Source organism: Aliivibrio sp. S4MY1 (assembly GCF_028765545.1).
In the GTDB taxonomy this organism is placed as follows: Bacteria; Pseudomonadota; Gammaproteobacteria; order Enterobacterales; family Vibrionaceae; genus Aliivibrio.
Genome location: NZ_JARACP010000005.1, coordinates 167,030 through 187,948 on the forward strand (window position 1 = coordinate 167,030; position 20,919 = coordinate 187,948).

Genomic DNA, 20,919 nt, shown 5'->3' on the forward strand with positions numbered 1-20,919 from the left:
AGTTTAGTTATTTGATAATTTGGTAAAACGTAGGTTCAGTAACGCTAAGCCACCAACCAATAAGAAAATAAGTGTTGCAATTGCACTTGCTAAACCGAAGTCTTGGCCACCACTGCCCTCAAACGCGATTCGATACGTATAACTTACTAGTAAATCGGTATAACCGGCAGGTTCAGTCGTTCCAATCATGTTTGGCCCACCTTTAGTTAATAACGCAATCATTACAAAGTTATTAAAGTTAAAGGCAAATGCAGCAATCAACAACGGGGTTAATGGTTTAACCATCATTGGTACTGTGATTTTGAAAAAATTCTGAATTGGCCCAGCGCCATCAATCGCTGATGCTTCGTATAAATCTTCAGGTATCGATTTTAATAAACCCATACATAAGATCATCATGTAAGGGAAGCCTAACCAAGTGTTTACAATTAATACCATTGTTTTGGCGGTGAACGGGTCTGAGAACCAATTAGGCTGAATCCCAAACATACTCTCTAATAACATATTGATCTCACCGAAACTTTGGTTAAAAAGACCACGGAAAATCAAAATAGAGATAAACGCAGGAACCGCATAAGGAAGAATAAGCAATAAACGATAAACTGCACGGCCTTTTAACTCTTCCCATTGCACTACCGCAGCAAGAACCAAACCAATGGCTAGAGTGAACACCACTGTGCAAGTTGCAAAAATAACCGTCCAAATAAAGATGCTAATAAATGGTTCTTTAATACCGTCATCTTTCCAGATACGCTCAAAGTTCGCCGCGCCAACATTAACAACAAAACCAGGAGAGATAGGATCACCAACAAAAGCATCCTTATCATTTACTTCTTGATAAAACCCTGTTTCATGGTTTGCTTTGAAGTAGGTTTCTGTTTTTTTGTTGTATAACGTTTCACCATCATCTTGTAATACAAACAGTGGTCCAACCGCAGCAAACTTACGTAACCCACTCATCTTAATTTCTTCACCAGATGGCATAGACAAGGTAATTAAATTTAAGCTTGGGCGCTTAGCAATGATCTCTTTGATCTTAGCTTTTTTTCCTTTCACTGTTTCTACAGGCTTCAGATCTAAATGACGCTCAACCGCCTCTGAAATCTGAAAAGTCTCTGTTGCTAACAGTTGACCTGAATCTTTAATCGTTAACGCGTAGCCATCACCTTGATTCATTAATTGAAACTTATAGCTCTTACCACTTTGATACGTCTTTGATAGATGAACTGCTTGAGCACGCTCTAAGGTAACTTGGTTCGTTGCACTGTAATTGGTAAATGCCAACCCTACGGTATAAACCAATGGGAAAATAATGAATAAAATCATGCCCGCAATACCAGGGAAGGTATATCGATGTGCATACGTTTTTTTACTACCAAACACATAAACAGCTAACGATGTTAATACAAGCGTTAACATTGCAAATGCAGTTTCACCACGAGAATACATAAGTACGCAAACATAACCATTTATCGCTGCAATAGCGGATAAAAGTCCCCATTTTGCCAATGATTTATAATTTGAATGCGAAGCGACTGCTGTTGTCATAAGCTCCAAGACCTTTTTAAAAATACCAACCTAGTAAGTCAATTAATAGCGATAACAAACTTACTACGATGGGTATATAGAGGGTAATTTGATAATAATATTTAAAGAGGAAGAAATGGAAATCCCAGCTCTCCCTCTTTATATTTCGACTTACTTAGTCATGCGTTGTTCTGCTGCTGCTAATGCATCATTGATCATTTGACGACCATCGACCACATTACCAAGAGCTTCTTCCATGCTGTACCAGAACGTCGTGAACTGTGGAATATTTGGCATAATTTCACCATTCATTGCATTGTCCATTGTCGCTGCGATACGAGAATCATTTCCTAATTGTGCTTGGTATGAATTTAAGGCTACTGCGCCTAGTGGCTTATCATCATTCAGACTTTTTAAACCTTCATCTGTCAATAAGTAGCTTTCAAAAAATTCAACAGCAAGATCTTTGTTTGGAGAAACAGCACTAATACCACCAACCCAAACTCCAACAAATGGTTTAGATGCTTGACCGTGGAATTTAGGCAAGGTTGTTACGCCATAGTCGATGCCAGCTTTTTCAATGTTTGCCCAGCCCCAAGGACCGTTAATCATCATTGCAACATTGCCTTTTACAAATTCAGATTCGGCAACTGAGTAATCCATATCTGCAGAAATGGTTTTATCTTTTACCATTTTTTCGATAAAGCTCATCGCATCTTGAACCCCTTTTTGGTTCACACCTGCGTTCTTAATATCATAACCATCAGCCGTTTTCTTAAAGGCATATCCACCATCTGCAGCAAGTAGAGGCCATGTGAAGTAAGCGCCACCACGTAAAGGCCACATGATTGCTTTTTGGTTTTTAGCCATTAGTTCTTTATCTAATGCTGGAATATCTTCCCAATTTTTTGGTGGCGTTTTGATGATTGCTTTATTATAAATTAATGAAACCGACTCTATCGCGATTGGGTATGCAATTGTTTTTCCTTTATACTCTACCGCGTCCCAAGCAAAATCTACGATTTCAGATTTCAGCCCTTCAGATGGTTTGATTTCTGCTAACAGTCCAGCCTCAGCAAAACCACCAAAACGGTCGTGTGCATAGAAAATCATATCTGGGCCATCACCTGCGGCAGCGACTTGAGCAAACTTCTCTTCTGCTTTATCAGGAAAAGCAACCGTTACCTTAATACCGGTATCTTCTTCAAATCGTTTACCTACTTCAGCCATACCTTCATAAGACTTATCACCAGTCACCCAAATAGTAAGTTGACCTTCTTCGATTGCAGCAGAAGCGTTAATTGAACCAAGAGCTGCCATTGTGCATAGTGCGACAGTACTGAGGACTTTTTTCATTGTGAATCCTTCCTTTATAATTAATGAATCATCCGTAGGGTTAGGTAAAAGTAGGTGATGATTCTATTTTCAGGATGTATTTTCATAAATTCTCACGTTGAATTCATCATCCTACTCTCTACGCCTTTTTCTTTATGACGTAAAAGCGTGATCTAAAACTTAATTGATATTGCGCCACATCACAGAATGCCATTCAAATGCGATTCACCTCACATTGAAATTTAAAAAAACTTTGAACTCCATCGATATTTATTAAAAATGTGACGTACGTACTCCTCCCCCCTACTCCCCCAAAAAAAATAGGAAGGAGGAGGATGACGTTTTCGCTCTTTTGCTTAAGAATGACACTATAAAAGCGCATAGCTAATACCAAGCTGAATAAGTAGTTGGTAAAAATTATTTAAAATTAAATGAGGATAGACACAATGACGAGTGTCACTTTACGCAACGTTTGCAAGTCCTATGGCGACGTTAAAATCTCGAAGAATATTGATTTAGATATAAACTCTGGTGAGTTTGTTGTTTTTGTAGGGCCATCTGGCTGTGGCAAATCCACTTTATTGCGTTGTATTGCTGGTTTAGAAGACATTACATCTGGCGACTTATACATGGGTGAAAAACGCATGAATGACGTCGAGCCTTCTAAACGTGGGGTTGGGATGGTATTCCAATCTTACGCGCTTTATCCACATTTGAACTTATTTGATAACATGTCGTTTGGTCTCAAATTAGCAAAGGCCGACAAAGCCGAGATCAAAAAGCGCGTCGATCACGCGGCTGATATCCTGCAACTTGGTCACTTACTAGAGCGTCAACCAAAAGCACTTTCTGGTGGTCAACGTCAACGTGTGGCTATTGGCCGTACTTTGGTATCTCAACCAAACGTTTTTCTTCTTGATGAGCCCTTATCAAACCTAGACGCCGCATTACGTGTTCAAATGCGTATCGAAATTGCCAAACTGCATAAGAAACTTGGCTGTACTATGATCTACGTAACTCATGACCAAGTAGAAGCAATGACAATGGCAGAGAAAATCGTGGTACTTGATGGCGGATATGTTTCTCAAGTTGGTGCGCCACTAGAGCTATATCATTACCCAAAAAATCGTTTTGTTGCTGGCTTTATTGGCTCTCCAAAAATGAACTTTATTAGCGTCTTTATTGAAGATGTAGAAAAGAATCAAGTTAAAGTTCAGTTTAAAAATGGCTCAACACTATGGATCCCGGTTGATGGCACAAATGTTACTCGCGGTGAAAGAATGTCATTAGGCGTTCGCCCTGAACATTTAGTGTCCGAAGAAAATGGTGATGCAGTTATTAAAGGAAATGTTTTAGTTGTTGAAAAATTGGGATATGAAACACAAATTTATTTAACAATTGAAGATGCCGATGCCGATATGATATACCGTGTACCAGATACAGCACTCGTTGAGGCTGGTGATACATTTTCTGTAGGTATTCCCGCTCATCGCTGCCACTTATTTCATAATGATGGAAAAGCGTGCCAAAGGCTCTATAAAGAAGCTGGCGCTCAATAAATATTACATTAATCGTAATGATCTCATTTTTAAAAGCCCAACCATCAATTGGGCTTTTGTTGTTTATTCGAGGAATATTGTGAACATACAGCATGCCTTTCCGTACCCACTCGGTGCGACGCTTACAAAAAATGGGTGTAACTTTTCTGTGCACCATGCTTCACCATACCCTATTTCTCTGATTATTTTTGATGATAATGGAAATCATACAGAGCACCCATTTACGGAAGAATATGGAACCATTAAGTACACATTAATTGATGATGTGACTGAACATACTGTTTATGGCTTCAAAATAATTCAAGACAATGAGGCCCTTTTATTACTCGACCCTTATGCTAAAGCATTAAAAAATAGTCCTCACTATCAAGTTCCCTATACTGCTAAACAAAGTTGGACATTAGCTCAATGTGTTGTTGTTAATAACGATTTCGATTGGCAAGAAAGTCAGAGACCTATGATACCTCGCTCTGAAACCATTTTATTAGAGACGCATGTAAAAGGGTTTACCTTGCTAAATTCTGACGTTGAAGAGTCTGTTAGAGGTACATACCTTGGCTTAGCTGATCCTGCAAACATTAACCATCTAAAACAACAAGGGATCACTACAGTACAGCTACTTCCTATTGCCGCGTGCATGCATGAACCACATCTTCTCAAGATGAATATGGTGAACTACTGGGGATACAACCCGATTGCCTTTATGGCCCCAGATCCTAGATACGCGAAATCAGACGCGGTCAATGAGCTAAAAACAGCCATTAGGGAGCTACATAAAAACAATATCGAAGTAATTTTAGATGTCGTTTATAACCATACCGCTGAAGGTGGAAATGGCGGTACAACGTTTAACTTAAAAGGGTTAGACCAAGATTATTATTTACATCACCATGGCAATTATACTAATTATACTGGTTGTGGTAACACGTTAGATATTACTCATCAACCAAGCCTCAACTTAATCATGGATACTTTAAGGTATTGGGTTGAGCATTACCATGTTGATGGATTTCGTTTTGACTTAGCTGCAACACTAGGTCGAGAATATGACCAATTTAACCCTAACAATGCTTTTTTTAAAGCGGTTGCTCAGGATCCTACTCTTCAAAAAGTAAAGTTGATTGCCGAACCTTGGGATATTGGCCCGAATGGCTATCAAGTTGGAGAGTTTCCTGATGGTTGGAATGAATGTAGCGATAAATTTCGTGACACGACTAAGAGCTTTTGGCGCGGCGAGCAAAATTATCTAAAATCCATTGCAACTCGAATTATGGGTTCTCGTGATCTTGTCAGTGCTTCTCGATGGCCGCACAAATTACCGGTAAATTATGTAAGTTATCATGACGGGTTTACGCTTCAAGACCTCGTAAGCTATAAAGAACGTCATAATCATGCTAATGGTGAAGATAACCGAGATGGTCATGGAGATAACCGCTCAGATAATTATGGCGTCGAGGGAGAGACAACGAACTCAAGGATTATTGCGTTACGTGAGAAACAAAAGCGCAATATGATAACAACATTATTATTTAGTTTTGGTATTCCTCACCTTCTTGCTGCCGATGCTTGCTCGCACACTCAAAAAGGCAATAATAATGCTTACTGCCAAGACAGTGATATTAGCTGGGTAAATTGGAAACTTGATAAGCATGCTGATGAATTTAAAGTTTGGCTTGCCGATATAATCCAAGCACGACAAACTCATATGGTACCCATGATTAACGCCTTTAGTGGCAGTAAACGAACAAAGCAAAAAGTAAATTGGTATACACCTGAAGGAAATAACATGACCCATGGTGATTGGCACCGCGCCGAAGCACTGTGTCTTCACCTCAACATTTATGATGGTGAAAAAGAGTTATTAATAATGATAAATCAGTCCAATGTACCGACTCGTTTTGAGTTGCCTAAATCTCAGCATCATAATCGCTGGGCTTTGGTCTGTAATACCCAATACTCCACAATCGAATCAAAACATGTGATCTTTGATTACAGCCTTTCAGCACTATCTATCGCTATATTTAATGCAGAATAAAAAAGGAGGCTAATCAGCCTCCTTTTTAATTCATCGACTAAGCTAATCATCAAGCTTAGCTTCCGATTTTACACGTCCCTTGTGATATGTTCTATACGCTAAAACCATCAGCGTAATTACTAACTTGGATGTCATCCAGATCATATACGAACAATATACCTTAAATTGATGTGTAAAAAGACAAAGTGTCTTGTTCTAGTCGCCCCAATGTCATGGAACTGTCAAAATCTTACCAAAATAAAACATTATTGTCACAATATAAATACTATACGTCATGCTCTATATAATTTGAGCTAAACGATCTTGAACGACTCCAACAATCAAGTCTGGCTGGAATTTAGAGATAAATCGGTCACAACCTACTTTTGCTACCATCGCATCATTAAAGCTTCCGCTTAGTGATGTATTTAAGGTAATAAATAAATCATTCATTCTAGGATCGGTACGGATTTCATGAGTTAAACGATAGCCGTCCATTTCTGGCATCTCAGCATCGGTGATCATCAATAATATTTCATCATTAATGTTCTTGCCTTCATCACACCATTGTTTTAGTAAATTAAGTGCTTGTCTTCCATCACTTTTTTCTATCACTTCTAAACCAAGTTGCTCTAGTGTGTTTCGCACCTGTGTACGAGCAGTGCTTGAATCATCAACAATCAGTACTCTACGCCCATGCATATGATTTACTAACTCTTGATCTAATACACCTTCTGAAATAGAAATATCATATTCAATAATTTCGGCCAGCACTTTTTCAACATCGATAATCTCTACAATGCGACTATTCTCAGGCTCAACTTCAACTTGAGTGATTGCTGTAAGATAGTTATGACGCCCAACCGTTTTCGGTGGTGGCTGTATGTCTGCCCATGTTGTATTAATAATATTTTGCACTTGGCCAACTAAGAACCCTTGAGTCGTTCGGTTGTACTCGGTAATAATCAAGTTCATTTCTTCATCGTTACCCATCGCTTTCATACCAATAGCACCACGCAAGTCAATCACTGGTACTGATTCACCACGTAAACTCGCAACACCTGAAATATGATAATGAGATCCTGGAAGCTTAGTTAACTTTGGTACTTTCAGAATTTCTTTAACTTTAAATACATTGATAGCAAAAATTTGAGTTGTATTAAGCTTAAAAAGCAACAATTCCAACCGATTTTCACCTACAAGTTGAGTACGTTGGTCAACACTATTTAACATTCCACTCATATATATCGCTCATTTTATTATTTTCGTTGATAATATAGTCAACTATTGGTTTGATAACTCATTAATTATCTATAATATCGGCATTTTTCGAGAAGTCTTTAACAAGATAGTGCAAAAAAATAGACAATAATGTTACCATTCTTCGCATAAGCATCAGATAAGATGCATGTAGTACTCATTTAAAGGAATTTTATATGTCGCAAGCCCAGCCCCTATTCGTTCGTATGATGAATACAAACATCATAATTCAAATACTTATTGGTATTATTGCAGGTGTTGCACTTGCTACCTTATCCCCAGATATCGCCACTTCTGCGGGATTGTTTGGTCAGCTATTTGTTAGCGCACTTAAAGCAATTGCTCCTATCCTTGTTTTCATTTTGGTTGCCTCTTCTATCGCTAACCAAAAACGAGGACAAGATTCAAACATGAAACCTGTCATCGTTTTGTATTTAGTGGGTACTTTTTGTGCCTCATTAACCGCTGTGGTTATGAGCTTCCTTTTTCCAACAACCCTTACTTTAGTTACAGATGCTGCAACTAACAGCGCCCCTGAAGGGATTGCTGAAGTCCTTCATACTTTACTGTTTAAAATCATTGATAACCCAATCAATGCGTTAATAACAGGTAATTTCATTGGTATTTTAGGCTGGGCTGTCGCGTTAGGTTTAGGCCTACACTCTGCCTCTGATGCTACCAAAAAAGTCTTTATTGATCTATCGAACTGTATTTCAGACATTGTAACTGTTGTTATTCGTTTCGCTCCGATTGGTATCTTTGGTTTAGTATCAAGCACATTTGCTGAAACAGGCTTTGATGCGCTAGCGAGTTATTCTCACCTATTAGCTGTCCTGCTTGGTTCAATGGCATTCATAGCCCTTGTTGTAAACCCTCTTATCGTATTTATCCGTACGAAACGTAATCCATACCCACTTGTTTTCTTATGCTTACGTGAAAGTGGTGTAACGGCATTCTTCACTCGAAGTTCTGCGGCAAATATTCCGGTAAACATGGCACTGTGCGAACGTCTAAACCTACACAAAGATACTTACTCAGTATCAATTCCACTAGGTGCAACGATTAACATGGCAGGCGCTGCAATCACAATTACCGTATTAACGCTTGCAGCAGTAAATACAGCTGGTGTTGAAGTTGATTTAGCTACAGCATTACTACTTAGCCTAGTTGCTGCGGTTTCTGCATGTGGGGCTTCAGGTGTTGCTGGCGGTTCATTGTTGCTTATTCCATTAGCATGTAGCCTATTTGGTATTTCAAATGATATTGCAATGCAAGTCGTTGCTATCGGCTTTATCATTGGTGTAGTTCAAGATTCAGCTGAAACGGCGCTAAATAGCTCAACAGATGTTATCTTTACTACAGCAGCGTGCCGTAAAGCTGATAACCCATACAAACCACTAGTACAAACATCAAACTCTTAATATTGAATTAAGCGTTAGTTACTAAAACTGAAAATGGCCGCTAAGTTAGCGGCCATTTTTATTTGATAATCTTAAGTAAGATTACTTAATAATCTTTATGTTGGTATAAATAAACTGAATAAGAAAACGCTAACAACGCACATAATGTCGCAGGAATAGCTAGCGTATTTATCCCAAGAAAAGGATAGAAATAACCACCAATCACGCCACCAAACACAAAGCCCAATGCGATAAATAAATACAATGCTAAACGACGACGATGAATCGGCTCTCCCTTTAACTTCATACCTAGCATAATCCCAAGATCAGTAAGCACTCCGGTTACATGCGTGGTACGAACTACTGCACCACTATAAGTGGTAACCAAGCCGTTTTGTAATCCACAAGCTGCAGAAGCAAAGTAATGTCCCCACTGACTTCCTTCACCTAAAACAATCATTGCAGTAAACAACAAAATACTTTCAATACAGAGTGCGAAATTATATCGTCGCCCTAATTTTAATGCGGTACAACCGACAATTAAGCTACTTAATGAAGAGCCTAAGATAAAGCTAAAGATGATAAAGAATAAGTGCCATGTTGTTTCATTGAACCCAAGCAGTTGAGTTCCAAGCAACGTTGCTGTACCAGAGAGATGAGAGATAGATTGATGCTGAAAACCCAGTAAGCCTACTGAGTTAGTGATCCCAGCTAAAAGTGCTAGAAAGAAGGTGCCATATTCGACCCATTTAGGAAGTTTTGAAATCACAATGCGATACCTAGCCAGTAAAGAGCGTTATTCTATACCCAAGTAACGTCAAGATACAGTTTCAGAAAAATTTATCTTATCCTATACACTTATCGACCTTAAATAAAAAGGAAAGACGTAATGCCTTTCCTCTAAATATTGTCAATTAACTGTTTTATTCAAATTACGACAAATACATTTTAAGGTACTTATCTGCCGCTTCATCCCAACTAAAATTTTGCGTCATTGCATGTAACTGCACACGCTTAACCTCATTAAGATCTTGGCTATACAGTAATAAAGAACGCATTAGTACCAACAGTAATTCTATTGGATCTGGTTTTTTAAAACTAAAGCCTGTCGCATTTTCAGAGTCAGTATCATAATCAATAACACTGTCCTTAAGACCACCAACTTCTCGCACAATCGGTAATGTGCCATAAGCCATGCTATACATTTGATTTAAGCCACAAGGTTCAAATTCTGATGGCATTAAAAAGAAGTCTGAAGCCGCTTCTACCCAGTGTGCTAACTTATTACTGTAAGCTTCAACAAAAGCAAATTTATCGCTATGAATCGCAGAGATCTCAGCCAGTTGGTTCGCCAAAAAGGGATCTCCAGTACCCACAATAACGACTTGAACATCATTTTTTAAGAACTGTTCTAAGATTGGTAATAGATAATGAATGCCTTTTTGGTTAGTCAAACGACAAACCATGCCATAGATAGCAACATCTTTTTGAGGAAGATTCACTTCTGCTTGCAAAGCCGCTTTACACGCTTTTTTGCCTCGAACCATGCTGATACGATTTGCTTTAAACTGTTTAGGTATAAAACTATCTACTTCAGGGCTCCACTCACTGTAATCACAGCCATTCAGAATACCAAACAGATCGGCTTCTCTTGACTGAAATTCATTAGCCATACCATGAGAACCAAGCTCTGTCAGCAGCTCTTTGGCATACGTAGGGCTTACTGCATTAATTTTATCTGCACATAACACTCCTGCTTTAAGTAAGCTGACATGGCTATGACTGACAGCCGCTTCTGGCACATAATGTGATTTAAACTCAGAAAGGCATTCAATCTCATCATAATGGAAGATACCTTTAAACACCGCATTATGAACAGAAAGCACACTTCGGGTTTGTGCAAAAAACGCATCATTGCTATAACGTTTTTTCAGTAGGTATGGGACTAAGCCTGTATGCCAATCATTAGCATGAATGATTTCTGGCTTAATGTTCAATTTTGGCAGCATATCTAGACAAGCCGCACTAAAAAAAGCAAAACGCTCACCATTATCAGCATACGCTTGATTATTTTCTGCGTACATTTCTGTACGATCAAAATACTCTGCACACTCGATAGCAAATACAGGTACACCGTCCACGTCTAACGCTCGAACTTGATATGCGGTGTGTGGCCAGTGCTCTAATTTTGTAGTCAATAAGATATCTGCGTCATCTCGACCTGGAATAGTGATATAAGCAGGCATTGCAATGCTGACATTATGACCTAACTTTTTAAGCGATTTAGGCAGAGCCTTGGCAACATCGGCCAAGCCTCCACTTTTGATCAATCCTTCGACCTCAGATGCTACAAATAAAATTGAAAGCGTCTTAGTAACCAATTCTCTCTCCTTTAGGGATAACTACGATACCCTCGTCTGAAACATGATATTTTTTCTTATCTTCTTGAAGATTAACACCAATTTCAGTTCCAGGGGCAATATCTACACCTTTATCGACGATAACACGGCGTAAAACACAACCTTCGCCAATTTTTACATCACCCAAAAGAATACTTTCACTAATATCACACGCTGAAGCAATATTGCTACGGAAGCCTAAAACTGATTTTTCAATACGAGAGCCTCGAACATAGCTACCACCACATACAAAACTATCGATAATTTGCACACGGCCGTTATCAGAATCAGTAAATGTGGCTGGTGGTAATGGTGGATAGTACGTATGAAGAGGCCATTTTCGGTTATACAAAGAGAATGGAGCGTCCTTTTTAAGAAGATCCATATGTGCTTCCCAGTACGATTCAATCGTACCTACATCACGCCAATATACCTCTTCTTTTTCACCCGTAATATGGTTAGTACTGAAATCATAAACATAGACATTTCCTTCAGGGAACATCTTAGGAATGATATCTTTACCAAAATCGTGCGACGAATCTGCAAGATCTGCATCATATTTCAGCTCTTTACATAAACTTTCAGATTCAAAAATGTAATTTCCCATAGAAACAAGAGCAATGCCTGGTTGGCCTGGAATACATTTTGGATTTGCTGGTTTCTCTTCAAAACCAATCATTTTCCCATGCTCATCAACTTCAATAACACCAAAACCTGTTGCATCTTTCGCAGGCATACGAAGTGCAGAAACAGTCAGTGCTGCTTGTTTTTTCTTATGGAAATCGAGCATTTGTCGAATATCCATTTTGTAGATATGATCAGAACCAAAAATGCATACATGCTCCGGCTCTGATGCTTCAATAAAGCTAATATTTTGATAAATAGCATCGGCTGTTCCTTCATACCAACGCTTTCCTGTACGCATTTGAGCAGGAACAGGATCGATAAAGCGATCGGTAATTCCATTTACATTCCAACCTTTTTTCATATGTTGGAATAGAGACTGTGACTTAAATTGAGTTAAGACATAAATTCGCATTAAATCAGCATTTACAAAGTTATTTAATGCAAAATCAATTAAACGGTAACTACCACCAAACGGTACTGCAGGTTTTGTACGAGACTCCGTTAACGGACGAAGACGTGAGCCTTCACCTCCTGCCAAAATCATTCCTAATACACCAGCCATTTTCTCTCCTTGAGATTATTGTTAATATAGTCACTACTAATTAGTAGCGCTTTTAATCATTATTTGAGATTAACTTAACATATTTCATTTGCAAAACTGAGAAATATTCATCTTATATTTATTTGCAATATGAATTCATACAATAGTGTGCTTTAGTTCAATATTTCAAGTCTAGACAACGCAATTAGTTAACATTACATTTACCAATCCGATATATAGCCACTCATTCCTTAAAATAGTAATTGAAAGTGATGACTTTCAGTGCAATTATTTTATCAATAGTTACTTAGTAGGAATAATGGTATGGCACTCAGCTTGTTTCAACAGCTTCAACTTATTTGGGATTATCATCTTTTAAATCAACCAATCAAAAAAAGTGATGCTATTTTTGTATTATGTAGCTATGACTTACGTGTTGCTGAGCATGCAGCCCAACTTTATCTTGATGGTTATGCCCCTTTGCTTATTTTCTCTGGTGCGCAAGGACGTGCGACAGAAGGCTTGTTCAATTTAAGTGAGGCTGAAACTTTTGCAAATGTAGCGAAAGATATGGGGGTTCCCTCTTCTGCTATTCTTGTGGAAACAAAAGCGACTAATACGGGTGAAAATATTTTCTTTACTCAAGGTTTACTTAAAGAAAAAAATATCAACGTTGAATCTCTACTGTTAGTTCAGAAACCTTATATGGAAAGAAGGCTACTCGCCACTTTCTTAAAGAACTGGGACAATATAGAGTTCTGTATTAGCTCACCTAATATTAGCTTTATCAATTATCCGACTGACGACGTAACTTTTGATCATGTGGCTAGTATTATTTTAGGTGAATTACATCGATTAAAAGTCTATCCAACATTAGGTTATCAAGAAGCACAAAATATTCCCGAAGAGGTATGGGAAGCGTTTGAAAATCTTACTCAACTTGGCTTTGACGAATATTTATTACCCGAATAAAATAAATACATAAAAATAGCCCTGAATCACAAACATAATTCAGGGCTATATATTATCTTACTATTTTTTGACAGCTTACTTTAAACGATAGAATACCGTTGAAAGAGGAGGTAAGGTGATTAAGATAGATTGAGGTAATCCCTGAGACTCGATAGATTCCGTTTTCACTTTACTAACCACATCGTAATTACTGCCGCCATAGAAGTGCGCATCACTATTAAGTAGTAACTCATACTCACCAGAAACAGGCATGCCTAGACGGAAGTTTTCTCTTGGTGTTGGCGTAAAATTACTCACCACCAAAATACGCTCACCGTTATCGCCTAAACGTTCGTGAGCTAACACACTCATTTCTGCTTCATCCTGCAAACGCCATTCAAAACCACACGAGCTACAGTCATTTTGATACAGTGCTGGTTGTGACGTGTACATTTTATTCAAATCACGAACTAAAGCTTGCATACCAGAGTGACGATCAAACTCGGTTAAGAACCACTGCAGTTGACTATCATGATCCCACTCTGCGCTTTGGGCAATCTCTGCCCCCATAAAATTTAACTTCTTACCAGGCTGGCCATACATATAACCCATGTATGCCCGCATATTTGCGGTTTTTTGCCATTCATCGCCTGGCATTTTATCCAGAATAGCGCCCTTTCCATATACTACTTCGTCATGAGACAGTGATAATACGTAATTTTCACTAAAAGCATAAACCATAGGGAAAGTAATGGTGTCGTGATGATAACGACGATGGATTGGATCTTCTTGAATATAACTTAAACTGTCATGCATCCAGCCCATATTCCATTTAAAACCAAAACCTAAACCACCATCAAACGTTGGTGCAGAAACGCCAGGGAATGCGGTTGATTCTTCAGCAATAGTCATTGCATTTGGATAATGAGAGTAAACCTCTTCGTTCATCCATTTCAATAACGCAATAGCACCATGGTTGTGATTTCCGCCATCCCAGTTAGGGATCCACTCACCATCTTCACGAGAATAATCAAGGTAAAGCATCGAGGCTACCGCATCAACACGCAAGCCATCAATATGGAAATGCTCAAACCAATACAAAGCATTTGAAACTAAAAACTCACGTACGTGTTGTTGGTCATAATTATAAATAAAACTTTGCCAATCATTGTGCCAACCACGACGTGGATCTGGATCATTAAACAATGATGTACCATCAAAATTTGCTAAGCCATGCGAGTCAGATGGGAAGTGTGCTGGAACCCAATCCAATACTACTCCAAGGCCAGCTTGGTGACACTGATCAACAAAATATTTGAAATCGTCAGGCGTACCAAATCGGCTAGTTGGTGAGAACAAGCCTATCGGCTGATAACCCCAAGAGCCATAGAATGGGTGCTCAGATACAGGCATTAATTCAAGATGGGTATATCCCATATCAACCATGTATGGAATTAGCTGCTCAGCCAACTCACGATAAGTCAGAAACTCTCCTTGCTCATTTCGCTTCCACGATCCCGCATGAAGTTCATAAAAAGAGAGAGCTTCTTTTTGTTTTTGCGTTACAGAGCGTGTTTGCCAGGTAGAATCTTGCCATTGATAGCTTGCCTGGTCATAAACCACGGAAGCAAAAGAAGGGTATTGTTCATTATGAGCGCCAAATGGGTCCATTTTATGAGGCAGAGCTTCTCCTTGAGGCCCTTTAAGCTCAAACTTATATTTTACCCCTGTTGTATGTTCAGGGATAAACAAAGCCCAAAGCCCATTATCAATACGCTGCATTAGATGACGGCGGCCATCCCATTGATTGAAATCACCAATCACACTGACTGCTGATGCATTTGGAGCAAAAACAACATAACGCACACCCTGCACTGATTCACCACAACGCTCAACAGTCATGATATGTGCACCTAGGTGGTTATACATCTCTTTTGGCGTATGCGCTTGAGTATCACTTGGGGCAATATCATGATATTGATAAGGATCGTCAATTACTTGCTCTATACCGTCCCAATTAACGACTAACTGATAATGTTGATCAGTTAAATCGAGAGGCTCATTGAGAATAAACATCCCCTCTTGAGAAGGTTCAGTGTGTAATATGTAATTTTTTTGATTTGAAGAAAGGCGTGCACTAACGGAAGTGGCTCCCGGAAGCCAAACACGCAATGCAATGTCAGTAGATTGATATTGTGGACCTAAAAAAGAAAATGGATCTGAAAATGCAGCTCTTTCAAGCTGCATATAAATGTCCTTTTCTTTACGTTCAACAAGTAAGTTCAACGTAAATACTCCTATTATGTTCGGCTAGCTTGAGCACGAATGTCAGTTAAACGCTTAGTTAACTCATTCACTTCTTGACGATTAAAGATCTCATCCAAAGTAATAGATAACTTACGACGCCAGTTTGGATATTCATCAACAGTCCCCGGTATGTTAACTGGTTTATCCATCTCTAGCCAATCTTCAAGCTGTAAACTGAGAAGCGTGCTCGATCCGGCTGCCAAATGACACTGAAGCGCATTACTCAGATGTCTATCCATAGGTACATAAGCCGCATCACGACCAACGCCTTCAGGTAAGAAACCATGGAAATCAACACTGTTTAAGATCTCTTGCTTAGATTCCGCTCGAGTTTCGAATAACGCTTTTAACTGCTCCGCATCTGGGTATAAGCCAATTTCTTCACCCATTTTTAAATCATCGCAATGCCAGAAGCCGCGCAAAGTTGGCATATCATGCGTACACAACGCAGACATTGATTGCTCTTGGTAATGTGTTGGAGAGTAATAGCCACCATCTTCTGCTGTTTCGAAGAAGAACACTTTATAAGAATGAATACCAGCATCAGCTAGTAAATCAACGATTTCATCAGGAACGGTACCTAAATCTTCACCAATCACAGAGCACTCATAACGATGGCTTTCCAATGCTAAAATAGACAACATGTCTTCTACTGGGTAGTACATGTATGCGCCTTTAGTTGCATTTTCTCCTTTAGGGATCCACCACAGACGTAATAGTCCTAATACATGGTCTATACGTAATGCACCACAAGCTTTCATATTGGCACGCAGTAATTCGATGTACGCTTCATAAGCTGTCGCTTGTAATGCATGGGGATTTAATGGTGGTAAACCCCAGTTTTGACCTAGTGGACCTAAGATATCTGGCGGAGCACCAATGCTTACATCTAGGCATAAATTGCCATGATCTGCCCACGTTTCAGAACCAGAATCAGCAACCCCAACTGCCAAATCACGATACAGACCTACGTCCATGCCTTTTTTCTCGGCAAACTGCTGAACATCATTAATTTGCGTAAAAGCAATCCATTGTAAGTACATGTACAAATCAACTTGGTCGCGATTGTCTTTAATGAATTGCTGTACCTGCTTATTATCAAAGTGTTGAAGATCACTAGGGAATACTGGCCATCCCCAAATGCTTTGATCTTGGGTATAAAGTGAATTATGCAGCGCATCAAATGCCGCTTGATGAAGCAGACTTTCACCACCTTCTTCAACAAACGCAAGAAACGCATCAGAGCGAGCGCTACCCTTATCTAAATGACGTGTTTTAAACTCAGTAAACAACAAAGGAAGCACGCTCATTTTTAGCGCAGATACTTCAGTATAATTTACCCAATGAGACTGGCGAGCTTCATTCAGACGCTGTTGAAATTCAGCACTGCCAACCAATTCTTGTGCGTTATTACACAGTGCAAACTCAGGCACTGAACAAACATCAATATAAAGAATATTTAACCAACGACGAGAAGATGGGCTATACGGGCTAGCTCCTTCAGGGTTGGCAGGGAATAGAGAATGAATAGGGTTTAAACCAACAAAGTCACCACCACGTACCGCAATATCACCGACTAATTGCTTAAGATCACCAAAATCACCGATACCCCAGTTATGCGCGGTTCTTAACGTGTAAAGCTGAACACTTGGGCCCCACATTTTTTTGCCTTGAGTGATCGCTTCTTGTTTAAAACACGCTTGAGGTGTCACGATCAATGTCATTACATAAGGTGCTTTACGACGTTTGCGAATGATTTCTAATGTATGGTAACCCCATGCTAACGTAGGTAAAGAGAATAATAATACACCACCATTTTCACGGTCATCCTCAATGATTTGAGATTGCAAATAACCTTCAAGCGTCTCACCCTCTTCTGTAGTTACTTTCCAGTTAAATTCACTAATGCGAGCACTTTTTCCTAGGTGCATTTCTATTTGTAATGGCTCATTATCGCGAATCACTTTAACCGGCGCTAATACGTCTTTCTTCAACATTTTCTCAGAAGAGCTAAGTAATGTTTTATCATTTTTCGTATCATAACCTAAAGAAGCCAATAGACACGTTAAAGTATCGTCACTGACTTTTGCTTCATCGCCCCAAGCGCTTACATAACTATTTGCTAGCCCAGCCTGCTTTGCGACCTGATGTAGTACATTATTATTATCTTTCATCGCTTATCTCCAAGGGCAGCATAACACTGCCCTCATTATTTATTTCATAATCAATTAACGGTTTACTGCTTCTAGTTTCCAGATGTTATTTACATAATCTCGGATACTACGGTCAGAACTGAATTTGCCTACAAGAGCAGTGTTTAAAATAGCCATTTTCGCCCACTGTTTTTGATCACGATATGCCGCATCAATGTCATTTTGAGCACGAACATAATCTGCAAAATCAGCCAGTACTAGGTACGGGTCACCGCCATAAAGTAGGTTGTCACGCGTTGCTGATAGCAATCCAACTTTGCCAGGAGTAAACTCATCACCAGCAAGAAGATCTAATGACGCTTGCAGTAATGAATCTGCTTCATAATATTTATATGGGTTGTAACCAGAGGCTTTTAGCGCTTCAACTTCATCAACATCAAGACCGAAGATAAAGATGTTTTCGTCGCCAACTTCTTCACGGATCTCAACGTTTGCGCCATCCATCGTACCGACAGTCAATGCACCGTTTAGCGCCATTTTCATGTTACCAGTACCAGATGCCTCTTTACCTGCAGTAGAGATTTGCTCTGAAACATCCGCCGCTGGAATGATGATTTCAGCCATACTTACACGGTAATCAGGAATGAAGACCACTTTCAGTAAATCAGATACACGAGGATCGTTATTTACTTTCTCAGCCACTTTATTGATAGCAAAGATGATCTCTTTTGCTAAGTGATAGCCCGGCGCAGCTTTTGCAGCAAAGAAGAACACACGTGGGTGCATATCAAAACCAGGTTCATTCAAAATACGGTGGTATAAAGAAAGAATATTCAACAGATCTAAATGCTGACGTTTGTATTCATGCAGACGTTTAATTTGCACATCAAAGATCGCATCAGTATTTAGTTCAATACCCATGTTCTCTTGAACCCAATCCGCAAGACGCTGTTTGTTTTGCTTCTTAACCGCCATAAAGTCTTTTTGGAACTTCGCGTCATCGGCAAATTTTGCAATATCACGTAACTGGTCTAAATCTGCTGGCCACTCATTTCCAATTTTTTCAGAAATTAGATTTGAAAGCCCTGGATTACAGAACTTCAACCAACGGCGAGGCGTCACACCATTAGTCACATTGGTTAATTTGCCCGGAAAATATTCATTAAACTCAGGGAATAAATCACGCTTAACTAACTCAGAATGAAGTGCCGCTACGCCATTCACCGCATAAGAAGAAACAACACATAAGTTCGCCATACGCACCATACGGTGAGTACCTTCTTGGATAATTGATAGCTTACGTAGTTTATCTACATCACCCGGCCATTTCAGTTTTACGCCTTCTAAGAATAGATAGTTAATGTGATAAATAATTTCCATATGTCTAGGAAGTAAACGAGAAATTAACGATTCACTCCACGTTTCTAAGGCTTCTGGAAGTAACGTATGGTTAGTGTAAGCAAACGTCTTAGAGCAAATAGCCCAAGCCGCATCCCATGTTAAGCCACGCTCATCTACTAGAATGCGCATTAATTCAGGAATACCAATCGTTGGGTGAGTGTCGTTTAGTTGGATCGTTTCGTATTTTGGAAGATCTTCAATCTTATGACCTGCCGCATCATGGCGACGTAAAATATCTGCAATCGAACATGCACAATGGAAGTACTGCTGCATTAAACGCAGTGTTTTGCCTTTCTCATGGTTATCATTCGGATACAAGACTTTCGTTACGTTACCCGCATCAATCAGAGCGTGCTGCGCTTCAAAGTAATCGCCATTGTTGAAACTTGCTAGGCTGAAAGGCGCTTTTGCACGGCATTCCCATAAACGTAACGGGTAAACCGTGTCACTTTGGTAGCCTACAATAGGTAGATCCCAAGGCATACCTTCTACTGACATACTAGGAACCCAACGGCGCTTCTCTTCACCATTTTCAGTATAAGTTTCAACATGACCATAGAAACCAACATTTTGCGCGAAATCTGGACGCGCTACTTCCCAAGGGTAGCCTTCTACACCACACCATGCATCAGGTGCTTCTTGTTGGCTCCATCTTCAAAAGACTGACGGAACAGGCCGTATTCATAGTGTAGACCGTAGCCAATCGCTGGGAACTCTTGTGCCGCTAACGAATCCATAAAACACGCAGCTAGACGACCAAGGCCACCATTGCCTAATGCAGGATCACGTTCTTCTTCTAATAAATCCGTTAAGTTATGCCCTAACTCACCCATTGCCGCCGTAATTTCTTCGTAAAGCCCCATACTAATAAGGTTGTTGCCTGTTAGGCGGCCAATTAAAAACTCTAAAGATAAATAGTTTACACTGCGTGCGTTTTTAATTTTCTCATCATTTTCAGTTCCTACAAGGTCAAATGTAGTTAGTTCAGCCAGAGCTTTACCCATCGCTAAATACCATACTTTTGATGATGCTGTTTTTTCATCCGCACCAAACGTAGTAACTAAATGCTGTTTTACAGAAGCTTGAAATGCTGCTTTATCAAAATCTTTAATGTTGTTCGTTTTCATCTTGTGTCTCTCACGAAGGTTCATAAATCAACTGTGATTAATCCTGCCTTTTTCATCCAGTGGTCGCATCATCCTCCTAGGGGGAGGAGAATAAATGAAAGTAAGGCGTAGTAAAAAATAGTCAATTTAAGTGTGATAAGCAGCAAGTTTTGTAGGCTTACCTGCTTTTTTGGTGTGATGAAAAACACACATTCTCCACCTAAAACACAAAATGATAACAAGATCACAATTTTAAACATTATCAAAATTAATCTTTAATGTGTAATTAAAGATCTTGATTTATAAAACAAACACAAACTAAATAAAAACATAGATCAC

At 39.3% G+C, this 20,919-nt stretch carries 12 protein-coding genes and 1 pseudogene; 4 read left to right on the forward strand and 9 right to left on the reverse strand.

Translation table 11 applies throughout. The features are described 5' to 3' along the window. Nucleotides 1-3: 3 nt before the first annotated feature. Complete coding sequence (malF, locus tag PVK71_RS07515) at nt 4-1,548, reverse strand: maltose ABC transporter permease MalF (RefSeq protein ID WP_274418661.1); 1,545 nt, start codon at nt 1,546-1,548, stop codon at nt 4-6. 150 nt (nt 1,549-1,698) lie between these two features. Next, nucleotides 1,699-2,883, reverse strand: coding sequence for a maltose/maltodextrin ABC transporter substrate-binding protein MalE (malE, locus tag PVK71_RS07520; protein WP_274418660.1), 1,185 nt, complete (start codon nt 2,881-2,883; stop codon nt 1,699-1,701). Between the two features lie 425 nt (nt 2,884-3,308). Between malE and malK the strand changes: the two genes are divergently transcribed. Together malK and glgX are read left to right on the forward strand one after the other, a co-directional pair. After that, a complete protein-coding gene (malK, locus tag PVK71_RS07525; protein WP_274418659.1) occupies nt 3,309-4,421 on the forward strand; it encodes a maltose/maltodextrin ABC transporter ATP-binding protein MalK in 1,113 nt (370 codons plus the stop codon). Nucleotides 4,422-4,500: 79 nt separating this feature from the next. Then, nucleotides 4,501-6,456, forward strand: a complete 1,956-nt coding sequence (gene glgX / locus PVK71_RS07530) for a glycogen debranching protein GlgX (RefSeq protein ID WP_274418657.1) — start codon at nt 4,501-4,503, stop codon at nt 6,454-6,456. 279 nt (nt 6,457-6,735) lie between these two features. On the opposite strand, the gene PVK71_RS07535 is transcribed toward glgX, so the two are convergent. Beyond that, nucleotides 6,736-7,677: a chemotaxis protein CheV gene (locus PVK71_RS07535; protein WP_130048350.1), complete on the reverse strand. Its 942-nt coding sequence runs from the start codon at nt 7,675-7,677 to the stop codon at nt 6,736-6,738. A gap of 194 nt (nt 7,678-7,871) precedes the next feature. Here PVK71_RS07535 and sstT point away from each other — a divergent pair, with 194 nt between their 5' ends. Further along, nucleotides 7,872-9,116: a serine/threonine transporter SstT gene (gene sstT / locus PVK71_RS07540; RefSeq protein WP_274418654.1), complete on the forward strand. Its 1,245-nt coding sequence runs from the start codon at nt 7,872-7,874 to the stop codon at nt 9,114-9,116. Nucleotides 9,117-9,201: 85 nt separating this feature from the next. Here sstT and PVK71_RS07545 read toward each other — a convergent pair whose 3' ends face one another. The 3 genes from PVK71_RS07545 to glgC form a co-directional block, all read right to left on the reverse strand. Then, nucleotides 9,202-9,864, reverse strand: coding sequence for a YoaK family protein (locus PVK71_RS07545; RefSeq protein ID WP_130043658.1), 663 nt, complete (start codon nt 9,862-9,864; stop codon nt 9,202-9,204). Nucleotides 9,865-10,027: 163 nt separating this feature from the next. Then, nucleotides 10,028-11,476: a glycogen synthase GlgA gene (glgA, locus tag PVK71_RS07550; protein ID WP_274418649.1), complete on the reverse strand. Its 1,449-nt coding sequence runs from the start codon at nt 11,474-11,476 to the stop codon at nt 10,028-10,030. Then, on the reverse strand, nt 11,466-12,683 hold the full coding sequence (glgC, locus tag PVK71_RS07555) for a glucose-1-phosphate adenylyltransferase (RefSeq protein ID WP_274418647.1): 1,218 nt from the start codon (nt 12,681-12,683) through the stop codon (nt 11,466-11,468). Before glgC ends, glgA begins: the two co-directional genes overlap by 11 nt. A 303-nt stretch (nt 12,684-12,986) precedes the next feature. Here glgC and PVK71_RS07560 point away from each other — a divergent pair, with 303 nt between their 5' ends. Then, nucleotides 12,987-13,634 (forward strand): YdcF family protein, encoded by a 648-nt coding sequence (locus PVK71_RS07560; protein WP_274418646.1) that lies wholly within the window; start codon nt 12,987-12,989, stop codon nt 13,632-13,634. Between the two features lie 75 nt (nt 13,635-13,709). On the opposite strand, the gene glgB is transcribed toward PVK71_RS07560, so the two are convergent. The 3 genes and pseudogenes from glgB to PVK71_RS07575 all read right to left on the reverse strand — a co-directional run bounded on the left by glgB (nt 13,710) and on the right by PVK71_RS07575 (nt 20,601). After that, nucleotides 13,710-15,860, reverse strand: coding sequence for a 1,4-alpha-glucan branching protein GlgB (gene glgB / locus PVK71_RS07565; protein ID WP_274418644.1), 2,151 nt, complete (start codon nt 15,858-15,860; stop codon nt 13,710-13,712). 53 nt (nt 15,861-15,913) lie between these two features. Further along, on the reverse strand, nt 15,914-18,094 hold the full coding sequence (gene malQ, locus PVK71_RS07570) for a 4-alpha-glucanotransferase (RefSeq protein WP_274418643.1): 2,181 nt from the start codon (nt 18,092-18,094) through the stop codon (nt 15,914-15,916). 54 nt (nt 18,095-18,148) lie between these two features. Continuing rightward, nucleotides 18,149-20,601, reverse strand: a pseudogene (locus PVK71_RS07575) (glycogen/starch/alpha-glucan phosphorylase). Between the last annotated feature and the right edge of the window lie 318 nt (nt 20,602-20,919).

Bases quoted from the DNA above. Each gene is read 5' to 3' on its own strand.
- malF (WP_274418661.1), bottom strand. From the start codon at position 1,548: ATGACAACAGCAGTCGCTTCGCATTCAAATTATAAATCATTGGCAAAA.
- malE (WP_274418660.1), bottom strand. From the start codon at position 2,883: ATGAAAAAAGTCCTCAGTACTGTCGCACTATGCACAATGGCAGCTCTT.
- malK (WP_274418659.1), top strand. From the start codon at position 3,309: ATGACGAGTGTCACTTTACGCAACGTTTGCAAGTCCTATGGCGACGTT.
- PVK71_RS07535 (WP_130048350.1), bottom strand. From the start codon at position 7,677: ATGAGTGGAATGTTAAATAGTGTTGACCAACGTACTCAACTTGTAGGT.
- sstT (WP_274418654.1), top strand. From the start codon at position 7,872: ATGTCGCAAGCCCAGCCCCTATTCGTTCGTATGATGAATACAAACATC.
- glgC (WP_274418647.1), bottom strand. From the start codon at position 12,683: ATGGCTGGTGTATTAGGAATGATTTTGGCAGGAGGTGAAGGCTCACGT.
- PVK71_RS07560 (WP_274418646.1), top strand. From the start codon at position 12,987: ATGGCACTCAGCTTGTTTCAACAGCTTCAACTTATTTGGGATTATCAT.
- glgB (WP_274418644.1), bottom strand. From the start codon at position 15,860: ATGCAGCTTGAAAGAGCTGCATTTTCAGATCCATTTTCTTTTTTAGGT.
- malQ (WP_274418643.1), bottom strand. From the start codon at position 18,094: ATGAAAGATAATAATAATGTACTACATCAGGTCGCAAAGCAGGCTGGG.